Raw genomic sequence first — 19,294 nt, forward strand, 5'->3', positions numbered from 1 at the left:
TCCAAATAAATTTCTCTTCCGCTGCATCCAAACCACTCTTCTCGGTCGTCATACGACTGACGATAAAAAAATCACGCCGGGGTGGTTTTGTCCGCCGCCGGCTGTATTTCATGAAACAGGGAGAACCTCTTGATGAATCTTTTTGAACTGACGCGTCCTTCCCGAGCAGTGCTCTGTGTAGGCGCGATATGCACATTGGCGGCCTGCAGCAGCGATGACAATGGCCGCCCCAGTACCGACAACACCTCCAAGGTGACGCTGACAGCCCCCATCCAGAACGTCTTACCCGCAGCGCAGCTTCCTTCCAGACTGCTGCCGTCAGCAGCGCTGCAATCTGATTTGCTGCCCTCCAGCGAACGCGCGACCGAATCCGCCAGTCTGCGTATTTTCGATGTAACCTTGAGCGTGGAGCAGGAGGTGAACGCAGACGGCGTTGATAAACTGGTCAATAAAAACGCCACGGCAACTGCGGAATTCAAACTGGATTCGTCTATGGGCGAAGGTAACGAAACCTTGTCCGCCAGCGTCAAAATCACAGGTTTGGATGAGGACGACGCCGTCACCGCCGTTCACCTACACAAAGGCTTCGCCGGCGCCAATGGCGACATGCTGATCGCCCTGTCCCGCGACGAACTGGACCCCAATCTGTTCTATCTGCCCAGCGGTACGAAATTAAGCAATCTGCCCGGCGCATCGTTGAATCTGCTGCTAAGCGGCGGCTGGTACTTCAATGTCCATACAGACAAAAATCCCAAGGGGCAATTACGCGGCCAGATTATTCCCGGGGACATCCAGGCGGTAAGAATAGCGCTGGAAGGCGCGCAGGAAGTACCTCCTGTGACGACACCCGCTGCCGCCGACATCGAAAGCATTGGTTATTTCACCGTGGATACCGATGACGGCAGAATCTGGGCGAATATCCAGAACATCGGCTTCCAAGGAACCGCCGCCCACGTTCACTCCAACTTCGCCGGAGCCAACGGAGATGTGGTGATTGCGTTGAATGACGTCAGCGCGGATCAAGGTCTGGAGCCCGGCGTATTTTTCAGCAGCGCCCCCGGCGCGGTAGCCGCAAACCTGCCCAAGCTGCTTAACGGCGGTTATTACTTGAATGTTCATTCCGAAGCGAATCCCAGCGGCGAAGTGCGTGGACAGATTCTGCCTAAAAATGTACAAACCTCTCGCCTGCTGTTGCAGGGCGAGCAGGAAGTTCCTCCCGTGGCTGCGCCAGCAGCTGAGAGCGCCTATGGCATTGGCTACGTGACGGTCAGAAGCGATCTTCCCAAAGTCTGGGTCAACCTGCAGAACCATGGCTTTAACGCCACCGCGGCGCATCTGCACAGCGAATTCGCCGGGGCTAACGGCGACATCGTCTTTGCTCTCAACGATATCAGCGCCGATCTGGAGCAAGCGGAGGGAACCTCCTTCAGCAAGGTTGTGGAGATGGATCAGAGTCAGCTCGCCAAGTTTCTCAATGGCGGTCTGTATCTGAACACTCACTCGGAAGCGAACCCTTCTGGCGAAGCCCGTGGTCAGATTCTTCCCCAGCATGTGCAGACCGTTCGCGCCTCTCTAGAGGGGGAGCAGGAAGCGCCTCCCGTTCTCACTCCAGCCAGTGAGCAGGTGAACAGCCTGGGATATCTGACGATCAGAACCGATACCCGCGTGGTGTGGGCCAACATTCTGAATGCTGGATTCACCGCGACTGCAGCCCATGTGCACAACAATTTCGCCGGGGCTAACGGCGATATCGTCTTCGCCCTCAATGACGTGAGCGACGCCGACGGCGCCGCCCCGGGCTCGCACTTCAATAAAGTGACCAAGCTGGAGGAAAACCAGCTCGCCAAGCTGCTTATCGGCGGCTATTACTTCAATGTTCACTCCGACGCCAATTCCAGCGGCGAAGTACGTGGTCAGATCACTCCGGAGCATATCATTGCCATGCGGACTGAGTTACAGGGGGAACAGGAAAATCCACCGGTGACCCAACCCATCGCTGAAGATATCGCCTCGACAGGCTACGTCACAGTGCATGATGAAACTGGCGCTATCTGGATCAATATTCTCAACCAGGGCTTCAACGCCACCGCCGCTCATCTGCATGCTGGCTTCGCCGGCGTCAATGGCGATGTGACTCTGCCTCTGGAAGATGTGAATGGCGACGGTGAGCTGTTCAGCGCAGCCCGCGGCGCCAAGCTGGCGGACGTCGCCGGCCTGTTGCGCGGCGGCTTCTATCTGAATGTCCACAGCAATGCCAACCCCAGCGGAGAACTGCGCGGTCAGGTTGTTTCCAATAACAGTTTTGCGCTAAAGGATAACTCCAGCGCCGAGAATGGCTTCTCCGGCTATGTGACGGTGACGGATATCGACGCCCATGACTTTACGGCGGCGCTCAATATCAAGGGGCTCGCTCCCGACAGCGTTGCGGCGACCATTCAAAACGCCAACGGCGCGTTGATAGCAGAGCTTGAACAAAACAGCGATTTGCCGACGTTGTTTCAGGCAGAGGGACGTTTACCGGACTATGACGACCTGTTAAACGGCGCCCTAACCTTCAAAGTGGAAGGGAATAAGGAGTAACCGTCAGCGCCGCCTTTCAAGGCGGCGCTCTTCATTAAGCCATCTAGGGAACCTCTGAAAAACTACCTGCGGCCGCCATTACGGCGTCAAAAGTCGGCTCAAAATGCTCATTTATTCACGATAAACTGCGCTTTTTCGCCAACTTTTTCCTTGCACTGGCGGCCTCGCCAACGTTTTTCAGAGGCTCCCTAGGCTTTGTATTCCGGGTTCTTATCCATAAAGCGCCGCAGGTTTGTATCCGCTGTGGCCTGCACTTTATCCCGCAACATTTGCGACCAGCCCAGCGCCCAGCCAGTCAAGCCTAACGCATGACGGGACCAGCGCCAGAAGTCGAAGCGGTCGCGGTGGCGATATATTTTGCCGTCCTTGAATTCAAATTCGGCGCGTAGTTTGTTCAGCACGTAACGCCCGGTTGTGGAAAAGGTATAACCCGCGCGCCAGCGAGCTGAGCCTCGCCGATCGTCGGCTTCAACGTGATGAAAGTGCAACGACAGGTCCGCCCCGCGTTCGCACAGCATATGCCACATGGCCCCGATTTCCTTGCCCTTAAGGGTGAACACTTCATCCTGAAACTCCGCCTCTTCGTGATAGCAGGCTTGCATGGTTCGATAATCTTTATCCTTAAAGGCTTCATAAAAACGGGTCACCAGTTCGGCGTTAGGGTGCATACCTTTTGTCCTTTTATTCTTGTGTAAGCGGCGGCGGATTCTGCGCCGGCGCAAACTCCTCCTCGGGTTCGCCGACGACCGCCCTGGTCAGACCGAAGTCTTCAAGGATCGTATACACACAAGGGATGACAAACAATACCAAAAGCGTAGATGCGCCTACGCCGAACACAATACTGGTGGCCAAAGGAATCAGAATCTGCGCCTGCAGGCTGGTTTCAAACAGCAGCGGCGTCATCCCCGCCATGGTGGTCAGGGAAGTCAGCAGTACCGCGCGGAAGCGGTCATGGCTCGCCTTCGCGGCGGCGTCATGCACATTCATACCCTGCCCCACCCGCATCTTGACGAACTCCACCAGCAGGATGGAATCGTTGACGACAATGCCCGCCAGCGACACAAATCCCAACAGCGACGGCATGGTGATGTCCATTCCCATCACCACATGCCCCACAATCACGCCGATAAACGCCATGGGGATGTTGAGCATAACGATGACCGGCTCCACATAGGATTTGAACTGGAAGCTCAACAGAATAAAGATGCCCGCCAGCCCCATCAGAAAGCCAAGTTTCATCGAGCCCTGAGTGGCCGCGCCCTCTTTGATCTCGCCCTGAATACTCAGCTGAATGTCTGGATAGCGTTGCTGCAGTTGCGGCAAAAAGTGCTTCTGCATGTCGCCGATCACCGCCTTGGTGTTATTCAGGCTGATGTCGACATCGCCATACACCGTGACCGTGCGCTGATTATCCACCCGGTTGATGCGCGAGTAGCTGCGGCTGGGGATGATCTCCGCCACGTTGGATAGCGGAATCAGCGCCTTGCTGACCGGATGCACAATGGGGAAGTTGTCGAAGTCCGCCAACTCGTCGCGGGACTCATCATCCAGGCGCACCACCACCTCGTAGGTTTCCAGGCCGACGCTCGACTCCAGCACCGTCACGCCCTGAAACGCGGCGCGTAATTGCGCGGCGATGGTTTGCGCGTCCAGGCCCAGATCGTAAGCGCCGGACTTCAAGTGTAAGGTGAACTCCGGCTTGCCCGGACGCAGATCATCCAGCAGGTTGATTACGCCAGGATAGCCCGCCAGCCAGTTCTGCAACTCATGAGACGCCAGCGACAATGACTCCAGATCGTCGCCACGCAGGCGTATTTCAATCGCGCGTCCGCCCGGCCCGATCGTCGGCTCCTTGAACAGCACCGACCATACGTCCGGCGTTTCCCCAGCCAGTTCACGCCAGCGTGACGTAAAGGCCTGCAAACTGAAATTGCGACGCTCGGCGGTGAGCAGGTCGACGCTGATGGTAGCTAAATGGGGACCAGTTTCGAAGGCGTCCGCATTCTGGCCATAGTTCACCGTCACGGAACCTATCGCAGGCTCCTCCTGCTCCTTGTTGAATTCGGAAGCAGTTTGCTCCAGCGCCTGAGAGTAATGCGCCACCATGGCCTCCGTACGCGCCTGTGAGGTCCCGGTAGGCATGATCAGGCGCGCCTGCACGATATCCCCTTCCAGGTCCGGAAACGCAGAGAATTTGATAACCCCCGAGGCCAGCAGACTGACGCACAGAATGAACGTGGCGATAACGGCGCCGACAAAGCCGTAGCGATGTTTGATCAACACTGACACGCGCCGATCAAGCCCTTGTCGGATCTTCTCAAAACGCTGTTCAAACCCTATGCGAAATCGGGAGTCTTGCTGTTTCTCCGCATGGGCGAGAGAGTGTTGTAAGTGATGGGGCAGAATGAAAAACGCTTCAATCAACGAAATAGTGATCACCGAGATCAGCACGATCGGTACGACCACCAGCACCTGACCAATATCGCCTTCCAGGAACAACAGCCCGGTGAACATGCACAGGGTCGTGAGAAACGACGAAAACACCCCTTTCGCCACCATCAACGTTCCGTCCACCGCCGCCTGCAGGGGCCGCTTGCCCTTGCGCATCTCCGTGCCGATGCTCTCACTGATGACAATGGCGTCATCCATGAGAATCCCCAGCGCCAACAGCAACGCCACCATGGAAAGCATGTTGATGCTCACGCCCATATGCCCCAGCACGAAGGCGCTGGCCAGGAATGACACCGGCAACCCCATCACCACCCAAAACGCATAACGGGCGCCGAAAAACAGCCACATCACCGCAAACACCAGCACCAGCCCCTGCCAGGCGTTGCTGCTCAACATGCTGATGCGGTCTTTGACGACGCTGGTGTAATCCTGGGTCAGACTCAGCGTTACTTCCGGCGGCAAACGCTGGCTCTCTTCCGCAATAAACGTCTCCACTTCCTGCAGAATACGCAGACTGTCGTCACGGGTGTTTTTGGATATTTTCAAAAAGGCGGCGGGCTTGCCGTCGAAGGTGGATTTGTTCTCCTCCAGCTCAAATTCGTCGACAATTTTGGCGATGTCCCCCAGGCGCACTTCCGCCCCATTGCCGCCCCGCAACACCACCAGATTCTCCAGGTCCGTGACGGTGCGTTTTTCATCGCTGAAGCGAATCTGATAGTCGCGGTAGTCTGTTTTCACATCTCCCGCCGGCAGGTCCACATCCTGCTTCGCCACCAGATTGGCGATGTCCTGCAAACTCAGGCCGTATTGACGCAAATTGCTTTCCGGCGCCTGAATCTGAAATTGCCGATCAGAGAACCCCTGTATGTCCACCAATGGGATATCCGGGTTACGCAGGATGCGCTGTTTCACCTCTTCCGCCAGGGTTTTCAGCTCGCTGCGGGGCAGGTCCGCGGTCAAGGCGATGGTCACCACGTTTTGCGTGCGCCCCAGCTCCTTGACGACAGGCTCTTCCGACTGCTCCGGCAGGGAGCTGATCTCATCCACGGCGCTTTTTACGTCATCGATAAAGTCGTCAAAGTCGCCGTCCTCCAGCATTTTCAGGGTCATCAGGCCCATGGAGTTACGGGCTTCACAGCGCACTTCCTCCATGAAACTAACGCCCTCCACCGCTTCCTCCAGCGGCTTGCAGACGGACAGCTCGATATCCGTCGGCGTGGCGCCGGGATAGGCGACTTTCACCTCGACTTCATAGCTTTTTATTTCCGGGAAGGTCTCCCGCTTGATCTGCGGCAGCGTCATCACGCCGATGAACATAAAGAAGCCCATCAGCAGATTCGCCGCCGTAGGATGCGTGGCGAAAAAGCGGATCATAGGGTTTGCCTGCCTTGCGCCCACTGCTCGATCAGCGCTTCGGCTTCATTATCTTCCTGCGGAGTCACCAACATGCCCGCTACAGCGGGAAACAGGTCGGTAGTGACGACGCGTTCGCCCTCGTGAATAGCGTTATCGCCCTCGTTGTCATCCTGCCGGATTAACAACATCGCGCCCTGGGTTTTGTAGTGGGGTTTGATTCGGCGCAGGCGATTATCTTTATCCACCACATACAGCTCATGCTCCCGCAAAGCGTCCCGCGGCAGCACTAAGAACGGCTGCGGCGCGCCTTGCAGCTCCACTTTGGCGTACATTCCTTCTATCAACGGCGGCCGCACGCCGGGGCGAGCGGTGCGATAGGGATTATCAACCCCGACGATCACGCCGAGGGTGCGCGAGGCCGCTTCCAGATTATTGCTGATGCGCTCCACTTTGGCGTCCCAGTGCGTGTCGCCGTCTTCCGCCAGAGCGACGCTGGCGGCAAGGTCCAGCTCAGTGAAAATATTGCTGGCGGCGTCCTGCTCCAGAAACTTCTGAAACAGATCCTCCAGATTGGCGAACCCTTCCGCTAAAAGACGGAACTGGCTAAGGGGAAACTGCGCATTAACCAACACTTTATCAATGGTCTGAGCGCCGTACAGTGACGCGCCTACAGCGACGAACTGGTTCTCCTCCACCGACAGGCGGGTAACGCGGGCATTGAACGGCAGGCTGATGTGAGTGCGCTCCAGATTGCGCTTCTGCGTCTCCACCGCCGCTTCTGCGATATCCTGCTTGGCTTGCAGCACCTGTAATTGATACGGCAGGGTTTGCAGCTGATTATTCAGCTTCTGTGTTTCCTGCCTCAACTGCAGCACGACGGACTGCTGCGCATCGTAGTTGGATTGCGAAGCGGAGCCTTTCTGCAACAGCCGCCCGATACGCTCCTGCTCCTTCCTGGCGATCGCCAGCTTTTCCTGGGCCAGTTTCAGGTCCTGCTCCGTGTCCTCAATGTTCAGCCGCATTTCCTCCAGGTTGGCGCGGCTCACCGCCAGATCCGCTTCCGCCTGTTTCAACGCCAGTTGATAGTCGCGATCATCAATGCTGACCACCAGCGTTCCCGCCGGCAATATGGAGCCCTTCTTCAACAGCGGGTGCACATAAGTCACTTTTCCTGACACCTCCGCCTTACTGTCCAGCACCACATCCGGCGCCACTTCGCCAAATCCGGTGATGCGCGGCCTGACCTCATAACGCTTGGCGGACACCACCTTCACCGCCGCAGGAAGCTGCGCCTTATCCGCATGCTCCATCGCCGGGCGACTCTTGATAATCGCCACCGCTACCGCGACGCCGGTCGCGACCACCAAGGGCAACGCCCATCGGCGCTTCATCCAGGCCAGGCTCATAGTCAGTCCTCTTTCGTATTGTCAGGTTGTGAATGGAGGTGTGAATGGGAGTGTGGGCGAGTTTGTGAATGAGGTGCGGCTCCGCAGCCGGCGATAAACATGCGGTAGACATGCTCAATCCATTCATCACTGCTCACCAGCTCATCGGACATGTCCCAGGCCCGCCTGCGCACGGGCCCGCCGATGAAAGGCGTAATAATCAGGTTCACCAATGAAAACGCCGCCCACTTGGGGTCCACGTCCGCGCGCAAATTTCCTTTTTTCTGTTCTGACTCAATCAGTTTGGGAAGAAACATCGCCATGCGACGGGGCATCAGGTCTATAAAACGGTCCTGCAGCCGGCCCCGCTCCGACAATACTTCATCGATGATGAACGTAATCAAAGGCGGACAATCGACTATTCTGGTAATAGCGGCGCGGATAAACCCGCGAATGGGATCAGGCTGGGCGATCACCTCGATAATACGACCAAACTGTTGTTCGCCCAGGCGTTCAATCAAGGCGATGAAGAGATCTTCTTTGCCGCCGAAGTAGTAGCTGATCATCGCGGACTTCATGCCCGCTTTCTCAGCGATATCGCGAATGGTGATGCTGCGATAGCTCTTCTCCCGCAGCAATTCAAAGGCGGCGTCCAACAGGTCGTCCTTACGCTGCTGCTGCAGCGCAGGGTCCAGAGGGCGGCCGCGCTTGTTTTCCGGCTCTTTGGCCTCGGTTTTCTTACGCATGTAAAGCCAATTAATTTATCAGTCGATTAATTTAATCGGATGATAAATTAATTAAACAAAATCAGAAAGCGAAATTTTTGAGAAAGACATTCCCGCTAACAACAACACTCAACGACAGAAATTCAGACGCCGCCTTACAGCGGAGAGTCGCAACATTGCAGAATAAGAATCAGAGGACTTCTATTGCGGCGCCCAGACAGAATAGCGAAGAGCCCGAAAGGCGCTCACGGAAGAAAGGTTGCTGTAGCTCAGGCTAAAATGAGCCCGCTACATCGCAATAGTGAATGGGCTGGAACGCGTTTGGGCATTGCAGGAAAAGCAAAATTAAGACGTAGAACGCGCTGTTCCTGACAGACACGTCACAGACAACAGCAGAACCGCTAAAAACTGGAATCTCCGCCGCTATCGCCACCGTCAAACCCGCCATCGGAGGCGCTGTGGCTTGAGTCACTGCTCCAAAAAATGGAGCCTAACGCCAGCGTCATTCCGAAGTTTCGCGCCGATTCATAACTCACGGCCTGGTCGACTGAGGTCTGGTGGTTATTAGAATATTTGACGAAGTCCGCTTCTTTACAATAAAGCGCGATAGCGTAGCCGAGGTATTTTTCAGATAAGCCGAGCTCCTTCACCAAAGCCCTGACTTTTTTCACCGAGTACACTCTCCTGCGCCCACCCCTCTTGGCTAACGCCGGCCCCAACACTCTGATATAGCTCTTTACCGCCGCCCGGCGTCGCCACCAATTTCTAGTAAACATCTAAACTCCCCTACCCACTTCTTATAACTCGTCGCCACTGCTTAAAGTCAGGCGCCTTTTGTCCATATTGGAGTCAATGACGTGACTTGCGGCGGCCCAAACAGCAGCACTGATGATGACTGCAAAAGACGTCATACCATTGCCTCTGTGGTGAGGTTATTCGAATCCACTTAATACAAAACAGAAAGGCGTACTATGCAGGTCCCAGACTCTAACGTCCACAAATCAGGGCTCAGATTACTGCTCCAACTCCAAGCGCCTGACTTGTTCATCTTCCATTCTGCGCATGGGCCAACAAAGAACAAGTGCGATCAGAATCGCCAACGAGACTATCAGACTGACTACCAGGTAAGGCCATGTAAACTGTAAGCCCGCAATAACCAGCCAGGTTAAGGATAGAGTTACAAAAAGCTGAGTCACGCCATAGTAACCAGGAAAGAGATAAGAATACTTTCCACATTGAGCGCAACGAACGGGACTCTCTTTAGAAGCCCCCGCTCCTTTAATGGATATCTTGTTTTTACAATGAGGACACACTCTCATTTGTTCACCAATCAAATTCGCTCACTGGTATCGCTGGCGCTTCCAAAGACTTTGATGTTTCTGTGATAAGTCAGTGAGTATATTTTTAATCTTTGGCGGCAGGTATGGGAGGCATCAAAACACAACTAAAGACAAGTTTTCAACATCAAAGCAAAGACAAAATCACAACAATAATTGCCTGAAGGCCCATTAAGGACCCTTCATAGCCCAGTTCTCCAAATAAGCAGAGTGTCGCCCGTTATCATTCCACCTGCTTGACCACTTTTATATAAATATCCGACACCCAAAAGCCTTCCTCGATGCTGGGGACGAATTTTTCGTAGCTGATATCGCCAAGCGCGCACTTGCGGTCTTTTAACTCCTCACCGACTTCTCTGAGGAGGGTGGTGGAAGCCAAAGCCTCTGGTATAAGCGCCGCCAGCGGCGCAATTGCTGAACCTGACTTGTCCCTCGGCGAATTCAGGTACGCATTTAATTGTTCGGGATAGTTCAGTCGGTAAAACTCGCGAAGTTCATTCATTGTGTCCTTCGACATACCTCCAACCAAACGCATATTGAACGGACACTTGGGAGTTTCCAACGCCTTAAACGCCGCCTTCACTAGAACGCCATCTTTCTCCATCATGTAGAACTCCAGATAATGCAAAGCGCCATAGTTTCTTAGCTCATGTATTCTCAACTCCGTCGAGTAGGAGAAAAGCGAGAGTAATAAAAGCCATAGGGCAAGCGTAAATTTCATATTCGTCCCAATAGAGTTAGCAATATATGAGCGGCGTGTTTATCCCTGGCGGGCTTATAATCGCTCCATCACTCAACGTGATAAGTATCCACCCAAAGTCCTGTAGTAACGTACTTAGGCTCATGCCCAAGCTGGGATTTAACATATTCATCAAGCTTTTCTGAATAATATAAATCACCAAACTTCTTCTTAAACTCAGGCTTACTTTTTTCGTATAAAACCGTGTCTGAAATTTCCTGTTCCGTCACTTTTTTGCCTGTGGTCGATATGTTCCACGTCCAGGAGCCACGTCCAACCCCCTTCCATCCAGAGCCGTCAGGACTGTAATAGGATGCGCCAATCAATCTGCCTTCCTGACATAGAGCACGGTCTGGAGCTAAGTGCAGCGCAATTTTGATATCCGGCGAGGCGCTTTGGATATCCATTATCGCCTTCACCATCGTGTGCGCCCGCTCTTCTTTTCCTATCGCTTTAGACGCGACGCAGGAGAATATGTAATCGTTATCGCCTTCACTGATTTTTTCTTGGCTAACAACGTCATAAGCAGCAGCCTTCGAGAAACCAATGGATGGCGGCGCGGCATAGGTAACGGTCGTAACAAAGGCAGTTAACGCAATGGCGATTGCTCTATTCATTGTTGTTCCCCGGGCAAAAGATCAATGACTGGCCGCCAGCTTATATCATGTATCAGAACGAATGCATTCATCTTGCCCACTGAAAGATAAATAGAGCCGCCAAGGTCGCTTATTTTGCCCGCTATAAATCCTAATTAGCGTCAGATCACTCCAGCGTCAAAACATAGATACATCCGGGTTCCTGTAAGCCCCCTAAAAACCGACAAGTCTGACCTTCTAAAAAGCTGGGCTATACTTACTCGATAGACCCGCTGCGGCGGGTTCAGGCCAACGGAGTGTCACAGGCCTCCGCCGGAATCGGCGGCGCCAGACGGATTCAGGTTATCGTCCAGCGTCAGAGAATTTCCGGAGGCTTTGCATGCTCCGTTTGTGTGCTTTATTGATACTGCTCTTCCCTCACGCCGTTTGGGCTGAAACGGTGCTCGCGTTTACGCGTCTGGTCCCCTATCACTACAACGAAAATAACGCTCCCCGAGGCATCAGCGTGGCGCTGGTGGAAGAGGCCTTCAGGCGTATGGATGAACCAGTGAAGTTGATCGAGCTGCCCTGGAGCCGGGCGCTGCGTTATCTGGAGAACGGCGAGGTGGACGGCGTGTTTGAGTTGTTGAAAACGCCGGTGCGGGAGACCTATGCGGATTACTCATCGCTGGTGTTGATGATGGAAAACGTATCCCTGTTCGTGCCGGAGAACAGTCCTATTCAGTTCGATGGCGACCTGCAGCAACTGGCTCAGTTTCGCTTTGGCGGCCTGCAGGATTTCAGCTACGGCGAAAAATTCGACGCCTTTCGCAGCATGGAGCTGAACACAGACTTCGTCACCGCCGTGAGTCTGAACGATCTGTTTTTACGCCTGATCAATGACAACATAGATATCATCGTGGGCGATCAGCGCGGCGTTCTGTTGGAATACCGGCGTCTGCAGGGCCAGAAAGTGCGTTCGTTACCACAGATCAAACGCCTGCAGCCGAATGTGGAGGAAACGCCAAGTTACATCGCTTTCTCCAAGAAGTCCCAACGCGCCAATCTACGCAAACGCTTCGATCAGGCGCTGGCGAATATGATTGCGGAAGGCGTGTATTCGAAAATCGTCGAGAATTGGGCGGACTACTGAGGGTAGTCCGCGCGAAGTCAGGCAAACCTTAAGCTACTTCCAACGACCCAGTCGCGAACTGCGTACTGATGCGGGTGCCCGCCTCTCCTGCAATCATGGCCTCGATATCACGCAACGAACCAATCACTGCGGGCTTACCGGTAGTACGGGCGAACTCACAGGCGGCCTGCACCTTCGGCCCCATGGAGCCGGCGGGAAACGCGTCCGATTGCAACGCGTCCGGGTGCGCTTTCCTAACCGGGCGGGAATCCGGCGTTCCCCAATCTTGATACACCGCGTCCACATCCGTGGCGATAATCAACAGATCCGCATCCAGTTGCTGCGCCAGCAAAGAGGAGCACAGGTCTTTGTCGATCACTGCCTCGACGCCCTGCAACTTGCCGTCGCGGTTATACAGCGTAGGAATGCCGCCGCCACCTGCGCAGATGACTACCGTATTTTTCTCCAGCAACCACTGAATAGGCCGGATCTCAAAGATACGGCGCGGCCGCGGACTGGGGACGACGCGGCGGAATTTGTCGCCGTCGCGGGCGATGCGCCATCCTTTCTCAGCGGCCAACGCCTCGGCTTCCGCCTCTTCATAGACGGGCCCGATAGGTTTGGTGGGATGCTGGAAAGCTGGATCATCCGGGTCCACTTCCACTTGGGTGAGCACGGTAGCCAGCGGCGCATCCGCAGGCAGCAGATTGCCTAGCTCCTGTTCAATCATGTACCCGATCATGCCTTCGGTTTCCGCCCCCAACACATCAAGGGGATACGGCGACACCGACGCATAGGCCGCCGCCTGCAACGCCAGCAATCCGACCTGCGGACCGTTGCCGTGAGCAATCACCATTTCATTACCCGGCGCTACGGCGGCCAGACGCTCTGCGGCCAGGCGCACATTGATGCGCTGATTGTCCGCCGTCAGGGGCTCCCCCCGACGCAACAGGGCGTTGCCGCCCAGAGCCACGACTATCCTCATCGCCACGTCTCCCGATCAGATATCCGCTAAGGTAGAGACCAGCACCGCCTTGATGGTGTGCATCCGGTTTTCCGCCTGATCAAACACGATAGATGCTTCCGACTCGAACACATCGTCTGTCACTTCCACGCCATTGTGCAGGCCATATTGCTCGAATATCTGCGCGCCGATCTTGGTTTCCGAGTTATGGATGGCGGGCAGGCAGTGCATGAACTTCACCCGGGGATTATTGGCCGACGCCAACAGCGCGGCATTCACCTGAAACGGCAGCAGCATATTGATGCGCTCGCCCCACCGTTCCGGCGCTTCGCCCATGGACACCCATACGTCAGTGTGAATGAAATCCACGCCGCGAACGGCTTCCCTTGGCTTATCGGTCAACGTCATACGGGCGCCGGTGCGGGCGGCGATCTCCCGGCATTGTTCGATCAATTCATCCTTGGGCCATAACTCGCGGGGAGCGCCCAGGCGCACGTCCATACCGAGCTGACAGCCGATGATCAACAGGGAGTTGCCCATGTTGTTGCGGGCGTCGCCGACATAGGCGTAGGAAATGTCATGCAGCGGCTTGTCGCTGAACTCACGCATGGTCATGACGTCCGCCAGCATCTGCGTGGGATGGTATTCATCGGTCAAACCGTTATAGACCGGCACGCCGGCGTACTGCGACAGCTCCTCCACAATATGCTGATGGAAGCCGCGGTATTCGATGGCGTCATACATACGCCCCAGCACCCGCGCCGTATCTTTCATGGTTTCCTTGTGTCCGATCTGCGATCCGGTCGGGTCGATATAGGTCACATGCGCGCCCTGATCATAGGCCGCCACTTCAAAAGCGCAGCGGGTGCGCGTGGAGGTCTTCTCAAAAATCAGCGCAATGTTTTTGCCTTTGAGATGCTGACGCTCGGTGCCGGTGTACTTGGCCCGTTTCAGGTCTCTGGCCAGATCCAGCAGAAATCGCAGTTGCTGGGGAGTGAAGTCCAGCATACTGAGAAGACTGCGGTTGTGAAGGTTGCGCGACATAAGAAATCTCCTTGTTACCTAAATAATTAACGCCTAAACCGGATCGCGAATAATGGGGCAAGTCATGCAATGGCCGCCGCCTCTGCCACGTCCCAGTTCGCCGGCGGTAATAGTGATGACCTCCACGCCGGCTTTACGCAGCAGGGTATTGGTGTATGTGTTGCAGTCATAGGCGATGACCACGCCGGGCTCCAGCGCCACTACGTTATTGCCGTCATCCCATTGCTCCCGCTCTTGTTCGTAGCTGTCGCCGCCGGTCTGTACCGTGCGCAGCCTGGGCAAGCCAAGCGCTTCTCCGACCACCTCTACAAAAGGGGCTTTTTCCGGGCGAATATCCAGACGTCCATCCGCGCCATTATCGCCGGGACGAATAGAGAAAGTTTCGATTCGGTTGACCACCTCTGGAAACACCGTCACCAGATCGCGGTCGCAGAAAGTGAAAACTGTGTCCAGGTGCATGGCGGAGCGCAGTTTCGGCAGGCCGGCGACAATGACTCTCTCCGCAGCGCCATGACGAAACAATGACTGCGCCACCAGCGCAATCGCCTGACGGGAGGTGCGCTCGCCCATGCCGATCAACACGACGCCATTGCCTACAGGCATGACGTCGCCCCCTTCCAGCGTAGCTGCGCCATGGTCTTTTTCAGGATCGCCCCACCAGACTTTAAAATCCGCTCCCGCGAAATCCGGGTGGAACTGGTAAATGGACGCCGCCAGCAGCGTTTCCTGTCTACGCGCGGGCCAGTACATGGGGTTCAGCGTCACGCCGCCATAAATCCAGCAACTGGTGTCGCGGGTGAATATCGAGTTGGGCAACGGTGGAATGACAAACCCGGAACGTCCCATAAACTCACGGAACAGGGCCATTTCCCGACTATCGAAGTCCTCCGGCAGATCGCCGCCGACCACGCCGCCCAGCAACAGATCCGCCAGGGTGGACGCAGGCAGTTCGCCCATCCAGGCGCGCACGTCGTCCGCTAATCCAACGCCCACGTGTTCGTCGGTGATTTTGCGATCCAAAAGCCACTGACGGGCATCCGGCAAGGCCATGGTCTGCGCCAGCAAATCATGCATGTCCACGACATCCACGCCACGGTCCTGCATCTTGCTGACGAAGTCATAGTGATCCCGCTTCGCCTGCTGCACCCAGATCACATCATCGAATAGCAGCTCTTCGCAATTCCCCGGCGTAAGACGCAGATGCGCCAGGCCCGGACGACATACCATCACTTTGCGTAGCTTGCCTACTTCCGAAAAAACGCCCAGGCGCGTTGCAGCAGTCATAGCCTATCCTTCCTTTGCTTACCTATTGATTTGAAAAGGCGAACTCTATTGATCACGCCGCTACAGCGACAGATATCCCATATACAGCCCAGCTATTCCCGCCAGAGCCGCCATAATTAAGACAACCAGCACCCCGGTTTCAAGCGGAGTAAATACGCGTTCGCCCTGTTCTTTCCTCGCAATGGCGAAAACCACCGCGCCCGGCGCATAAAGAATCGAGCTAAGCAGCAGGTATTTCACGCCGCCTGCATACACCAGCCACAGGCTGTACAGCACGGCGACCAGCGCGATGGCGAAGTCTTTGCCGCGCACGCGATCATTGTCGCCGTAGGTTTCTCCCCGCAGACACAGCATCAAGGCATAAAACGCCGTCCAGAAATAAGGCAGCAGAATCATGGAGGAACCCAGGTACAGCAGATCCAGATAGGTGCCTGACGAAAACAGGGTAATGATAAGAAATACCTGGATCAGCGTATTGCTGAGCCACAACGCGCCCCGTGGCGAGCCGCGAGAATTGGTGCGCGCCAACGCCTTCGGCATAGCGCCGTCTTTCGCCGCGACGCACAGAATCTCCGCACTCAGCATCGTCCAGCTCAGCAGAGCGCCGCACAGTGAAATGATCAGGCCCACATTGATCAGCTTGGAACCCCAGGCGCCGACCACCACTTCCAGCACACCCGCCATGGAGGGGTTCTTCAGCCCCGCCAATTCAGCGCGGCTGAGCACGCCCATGGACAGCACGTTGACCATCACCAGCAGAGCGAGCACGCCAATAAAGCCAAGCACCGTCGCCTTGCCAACATCGGAGCGATTCTGCGCGCGGGACGAGTAAACGCTGGCCCCTTCAATACCGATGAACACCCACACCGTCACCAGCATCATGTTGCGCACCTGATCCAGTACAGACCCTAATGCCGGCTCCTCGACGCCCCAGATATCAATGCTGAACAAATCCGCCTTGAACCCGACAAACGCCAAAACGACGAACATAATCAAAGGCACAATTTTGGCGACAGTAGTGATAATGTTGATAAAAGCGGCCTGGCGCACGCCGGAGAGCACCATAGCGTGCACCATCCAGAGCAATACGGACGCGCAGATCACTGCCGTGGGCGTATTGCCCTCGCCGAAAACAGGAAAGAAAAAGCCTAAAGAGCTGAACAGCAACACAAAATAACTGACGTTGCCAATCCAGGCGCAAATCCAGTATCCCCAGGCGGAGTTGAATCCCATATAAGCGCCGAAGCCCGCCTTCGCGTAGGCGTATACTCCAGCGTCCAGTTCCGGTTTACGTCGCGACAGCGTCTGAAACACAAACGCCAACGCCAGCATACCGACGCCGGTCACCAACCAACCCAACAGCACAGCTCCGGCTCCAGCGCTGGTTGCGATGTTCTGCGGCAGCGAGAAAATCCCTCCGCCGATCATCGACCCCACCACCAACGCGATCAACGCGCCAAGCCTCAGCCGTTGCGGCTGCTTATCCGACACAGTCATTAACCCCTCCCCCTCACGGGCATTAACTTCGCCAAGTGTGGCGACACCAATAGACACAAACCAGCGTGACCCGCCAGCAAATTGAGGCAGATCATACGGATTTCGGAAACCCGATACAAAAACTCTATAAAATCAGGGGAGTGGGGTGTTTTTTATACAAAAAAGCCCGTCACGGAAGGTGACGGGCAATCATGTCTGAGGGAGCCGCGCAGCTGCGCGGCCACAACCGGGGGGCTGGGGACGCCGGTTATAACTTCTTGGCGAAGTCGTCAACTTCGCGCTCGGCCTGCTCTTTCGCCATGCCGTAACGCTCTTGAATGCGGCCGGAAAGCTCGGTGCGACGGCCACGAATTACGTCGAGATCGTCATCCGTCAACTTGCCCCACTTCTGCTGGGCTTTACCTTTAAACTGTTCCCATTTGCCTTCAATTTGGTCCCAATTCATAGTCTTTCTCCTTAGCTGGTTCTCGAAAAGTCGCTTTGCGAATATCACTGCAAAGCTCTCAGTCCTACTACAGCAGAAAGCGGGCCAACTCATTTCAAGCCATTGATTTATAATGAAACAAACCAAAATAAGAATAAAAAATAAGCGCAAATATTCAGTGCAGAAAAGGTGTTTTCTACAAAGCTGTTGTAAAAAATACGCCGGAAGTTTAGAGAGGGGGATCAGGAAACCTCGTTGCTTTCCTGTTCGATCAATTTGGCGCAATGCTTCATCACTAGCCAGCCGCCCAGTCCACCAAGCGGCGCAATCAATGGAAGCAGTTTTACAACAATGAGCGACCCGCCAACCATTCCTAAGAGAGCGATTCCCAAGCCTGATTCAACACTTTTCAAAGCGATCACTCCCGCCACCTCAGCCAACAGATTGAAACTAACCGCCGTCAAAAAAGAAACGACGCAGGAAGTGAGTAATTTCACGAATGTAGACCGTTTTTTTTCGAGCGGAAGATACCAATGTCCCAACAACTTCCCATAAACATAGGCAAGCGCCATACTCCCCAGAATAATTGGTCCCCAATCAACCAGGAGCATCTTGGACGCCGGTAAAATATCTTCGCTAGATGTAAAAAGGCCATATGCAAAAAACGGTATAAGAAACAAACCGCATAAAAAGGCATGAAACCAAGCGCTAAGCTGACGCGCTCTGGCAATAATTTGGGGAGACACGCATACTCCTTAAGCAGAGATTTAAGCGGGCTTAACCGCCTGATTTAAATCCGCCGCCAATTTGTTAAGGCGCCGGGTCAGCGCCAAGCCTCCCAGTCCACCTAAAATCAATATCAGCGGCAGCGCGCAAAGGTATCCAGCCAATCCAGCGAATAGCCCGACAGAAAGTCCATCCATCCCTTCCCATACGGATGAGATCAGACCAATACATGCTCCTGTGCTGATAGCCGCCAAAAAGGACACCACGCAGGAAGCACAAACAATCTCAAATGTTGGTTTTTCACCATCGACAGGTAAATACCAGTCCCCAAACTTTTTTCCATACAGGTAAGCAAACGCCATCGCTGTCAGACCATAGGGCGCGGCTTCCAGAGTGACAGTCCACAGCCGCTGATCTCCCACGTCCATAGCTATCGCCAGCGCGAACCAGGGAGGAGACAGGCACAAACCGCACAAAAGGACATGAAACCAGGCGCTTAGTTGGCGCGCTCTGGCGACTAGGGTGGAAGACAAACTTAACTCCGGTGACGGCTATAATTCCATGCTTTGCATCGCGTGCGGAGCATACATCGGAGGAGGTGGCGGGGTAAATTCCGACGCCGATCCCATATAGGCGGCGAAGGTTCTGTAAGGCGCTTCGAATACGCCGCTCAGGCAGCATTCGCTGGTTGCCTGCAGGCCAAATTGATCGTGAAAGCGCTTATCCGCGCCGATATATATACGACCCGGTCCATCAATAAACTGGTCCCCGGTGATATCGACGATCAACGCCCCCATTTCCAACCAGGCGTGCGGCTCCTCCCCGCGCAGGCCGCTGACGAAGTGCACATTGTCATAGCCATGCGCTGTCAACCAGGTGCCGAGCATGTCGCTCGCCGCGCGACAGGCGCAGTAGGGAAAGCGCCCCAGATAAATGTCGCTGATTTCCCTACCATGGGCTTCAAATACGATTCTGGCTTTACAAACTTGTTCTTCTAATTTTTGTAAGTTCATAGGAACCTCAACAAGCGTTTGCAATAAAATCATTCTGCTTGCCACGGCTTTTCCCTTTCTTC

At 54.9% G+C, this 19,294-nt stretch carries 17 protein-coding genes; 2 read left to right on the top strand and 15 right to left on the bottom strand.

What is annotated here, in order from left to right:
• The first annotated feature begins 132 nt into the window (after positions 1–132).
• Positions 133–2,580 (top strand): CHRD domain-containing protein, encoded by a 2,448-nt coding sequence (locus tag ONV78_RS25835; RefSeq protein ID WP_279507308.1) that lies wholly within the window; start codon positions 133–135, stop codon positions 2,578–2,580.
• Positions 2,581–2,768: 188 nt separating this feature from the next.
• Here ONV78_RS25835 and ONV78_RS25840 read toward each other — a convergent pair whose 3' ends face one another.
• The 7 genes from ONV78_RS25840 to ONV78_RS25870 form a co-directional block, all read right to left on the bottom strand.
• Positions 2,769–3,248, bottom strand: a complete 480-nt coding sequence (locus ONV78_RS25840; protein ID WP_279507310.1) for a nuclear transport factor 2 family protein — start codon at positions 3,246–3,248, stop codon at positions 2,769–2,771.
• Positions 3,249–3,261: 13 nt separating this feature from the next.
• Positions 3,262–6,405 carry an efflux RND transporter permease subunit gene (locus tag ONV78_RS25845; RefSeq protein ID WP_279507312.1) on the bottom strand — a complete coding sequence of 1,048 codons (3,144 nt, stop codon included), beginning with the start codon at positions 6,403–6,405 and terminating at the stop codon, positions 3,262–3,264.
• A complete protein-coding gene (locus ONV78_RS25850) occupies positions 6,402–7,793 on the bottom strand; it encodes a hypothetical protein (protein WP_279507315.1) in 1,392 nt (463 codons plus the stop codon). Before ONV78_RS25850 ends, ONV78_RS25845 begins: the two co-directional genes overlap by 4 nt.
• 2 nt (positions 7,794–7,795) lie before the next feature.
• On the bottom strand, positions 7,796–8,518 hold the full coding sequence (locus ONV78_RS25855; protein ID WP_279507316.1) for a TetR/AcrR family transcriptional regulator: 723 nt from the start codon (positions 8,516–8,518) through the stop codon (positions 7,796–7,798).
• 380 nt (positions 8,519–8,898) lie between these two features.
• The gene (locus tag ONV78_RS25860; RefSeq protein ID WP_279507317.1) at positions 8,899–9,273 is read right to left on the bottom strand and encodes a DUF6559 family protein; all 375 of its coding nucleotides are present in this window, start codon (positions 9,271–9,273) and stop codon (positions 8,899–8,901) included.
• 784 nt (positions 9,274–10,057) lie between these two features.
• Entirely contained in the window at positions 10,058–10,555 is a 498-nt protein-coding gene (locus tag ONV78_RS25865) for a hypothetical protein (RefSeq protein ID WP_279507319.1), read from the bottom strand.
• A 68-nt stretch (positions 10,556–10,623) separates the two neighbouring features.
• Entirely contained in the window at positions 10,624–11,190 is a 567-nt protein-coding gene (locus ONV78_RS25870; RefSeq protein ID WP_279507320.1) for a DUF4875 domain-containing protein, read from the bottom strand.
• 358 nt (positions 11,191–11,548) lie between these two features.
• On the opposite strand from ONV78_RS25870, the gene ONV78_RS25875 reads away from it, so the two are divergent.
• A complete protein-coding gene (locus tag ONV78_RS25875; RefSeq protein WP_279507322.1) occupies positions 11,549–12,301 on the top strand; it encodes a transporter substrate-binding domain-containing protein in 753 nt (250 codons plus the stop codon).
• 28 nt (positions 12,302–12,329) lie between these two features.
• Here ONV78_RS25875 and arcC read toward each other — a convergent pair whose 3' ends face one another.
• The 8 genes from arcC to ONV78_RS25915 all read right to left on the bottom strand — a co-directional run bounded on the left by arcC (position 12,330) and on the right by ONV78_RS25915 (position 19,232).
• Positions 12,330–13,265 (bottom strand): carbamate kinase, encoded by a 936-nt coding sequence (gene arcC, locus ONV78_RS25880; RefSeq protein WP_279507324.1) that lies wholly within the window; start codon positions 13,263–13,265, stop codon positions 12,330–12,332.
• A 15-nt stretch (positions 13,266–13,280) separates the two neighbouring features.
• The gene (locus ONV78_RS25885; protein ID WP_216735188.1) at positions 13,281–14,288 is read right to left on the bottom strand and encodes an ornithine carbamoyltransferase; all 1,008 of its coding nucleotides are present in this window, start codon (positions 14,286–14,288) and stop codon (positions 13,281–13,283) included.
• Between the two features lie 33 nt (positions 14,289–14,321).
• Entirely contained in the window at positions 14,322–15,572 is a 1,251-nt protein-coding gene (arcA, locus tag ONV78_RS25890; protein ID WP_279507328.1) for an arginine deiminase, read from the bottom strand.
• A 60-nt stretch (positions 15,573–15,632) separates the two neighbouring features.
• A complete protein-coding gene (arcD, locus tag ONV78_RS25895; protein WP_279507329.1) occupies positions 15,633–17,069 on the bottom strand; it encodes an arginine-ornithine antiporter in 1,437 nt (478 codons plus the stop codon).
• Between the two features lie 247 nt (positions 17,070–17,316).
• Positions 17,317–17,514 (bottom strand): CsbD family protein, encoded by a 198-nt coding sequence (locus ONV78_RS25900; RefSeq protein WP_279507331.1) that lies wholly within the window; start codon positions 17,512–17,514, stop codon positions 17,317–17,319.
• A gap of 221 nt (positions 17,515–17,735) precedes the next feature.
• Positions 17,736–18,239: a hypothetical protein gene (locus ONV78_RS25905; protein ID WP_279507333.1), complete on the bottom strand. Its 504-nt coding sequence runs from the start codon at positions 18,237–18,239 to the stop codon at positions 17,736–17,738.
• A 21-nt stretch (positions 18,240–18,260) separates the two neighbouring features.
• Positions 18,261–18,752 carry a hypothetical protein gene (locus ONV78_RS25910; RefSeq protein WP_279507334.1) on the bottom strand — a complete coding sequence of 164 codons (492 nt, stop codon included), beginning with the start codon at positions 18,750–18,752 and terminating at the stop codon, positions 18,261–18,263.
• Between the two features lie 18 nt (positions 18,753–18,770).
• Complete coding sequence (locus ONV78_RS25915) at positions 18,771–19,232, bottom strand: hypothetical protein (protein ID WP_279507335.1); 462 nt, start codon at positions 19,230–19,232, stop codon at positions 18,771–18,773.
• Positions 19,233–19,294 lie beyond the last annotated feature (62 nt).

Origin of the sequence: Hahella sp. CR1, from assembly GCF_029813005.1 — a bacterium.
Taxonomy (GTDB): Bacteria; Pseudomonadota; Gammaproteobacteria; order Pseudomonadales; family Oleiphilaceae; genus Hahella.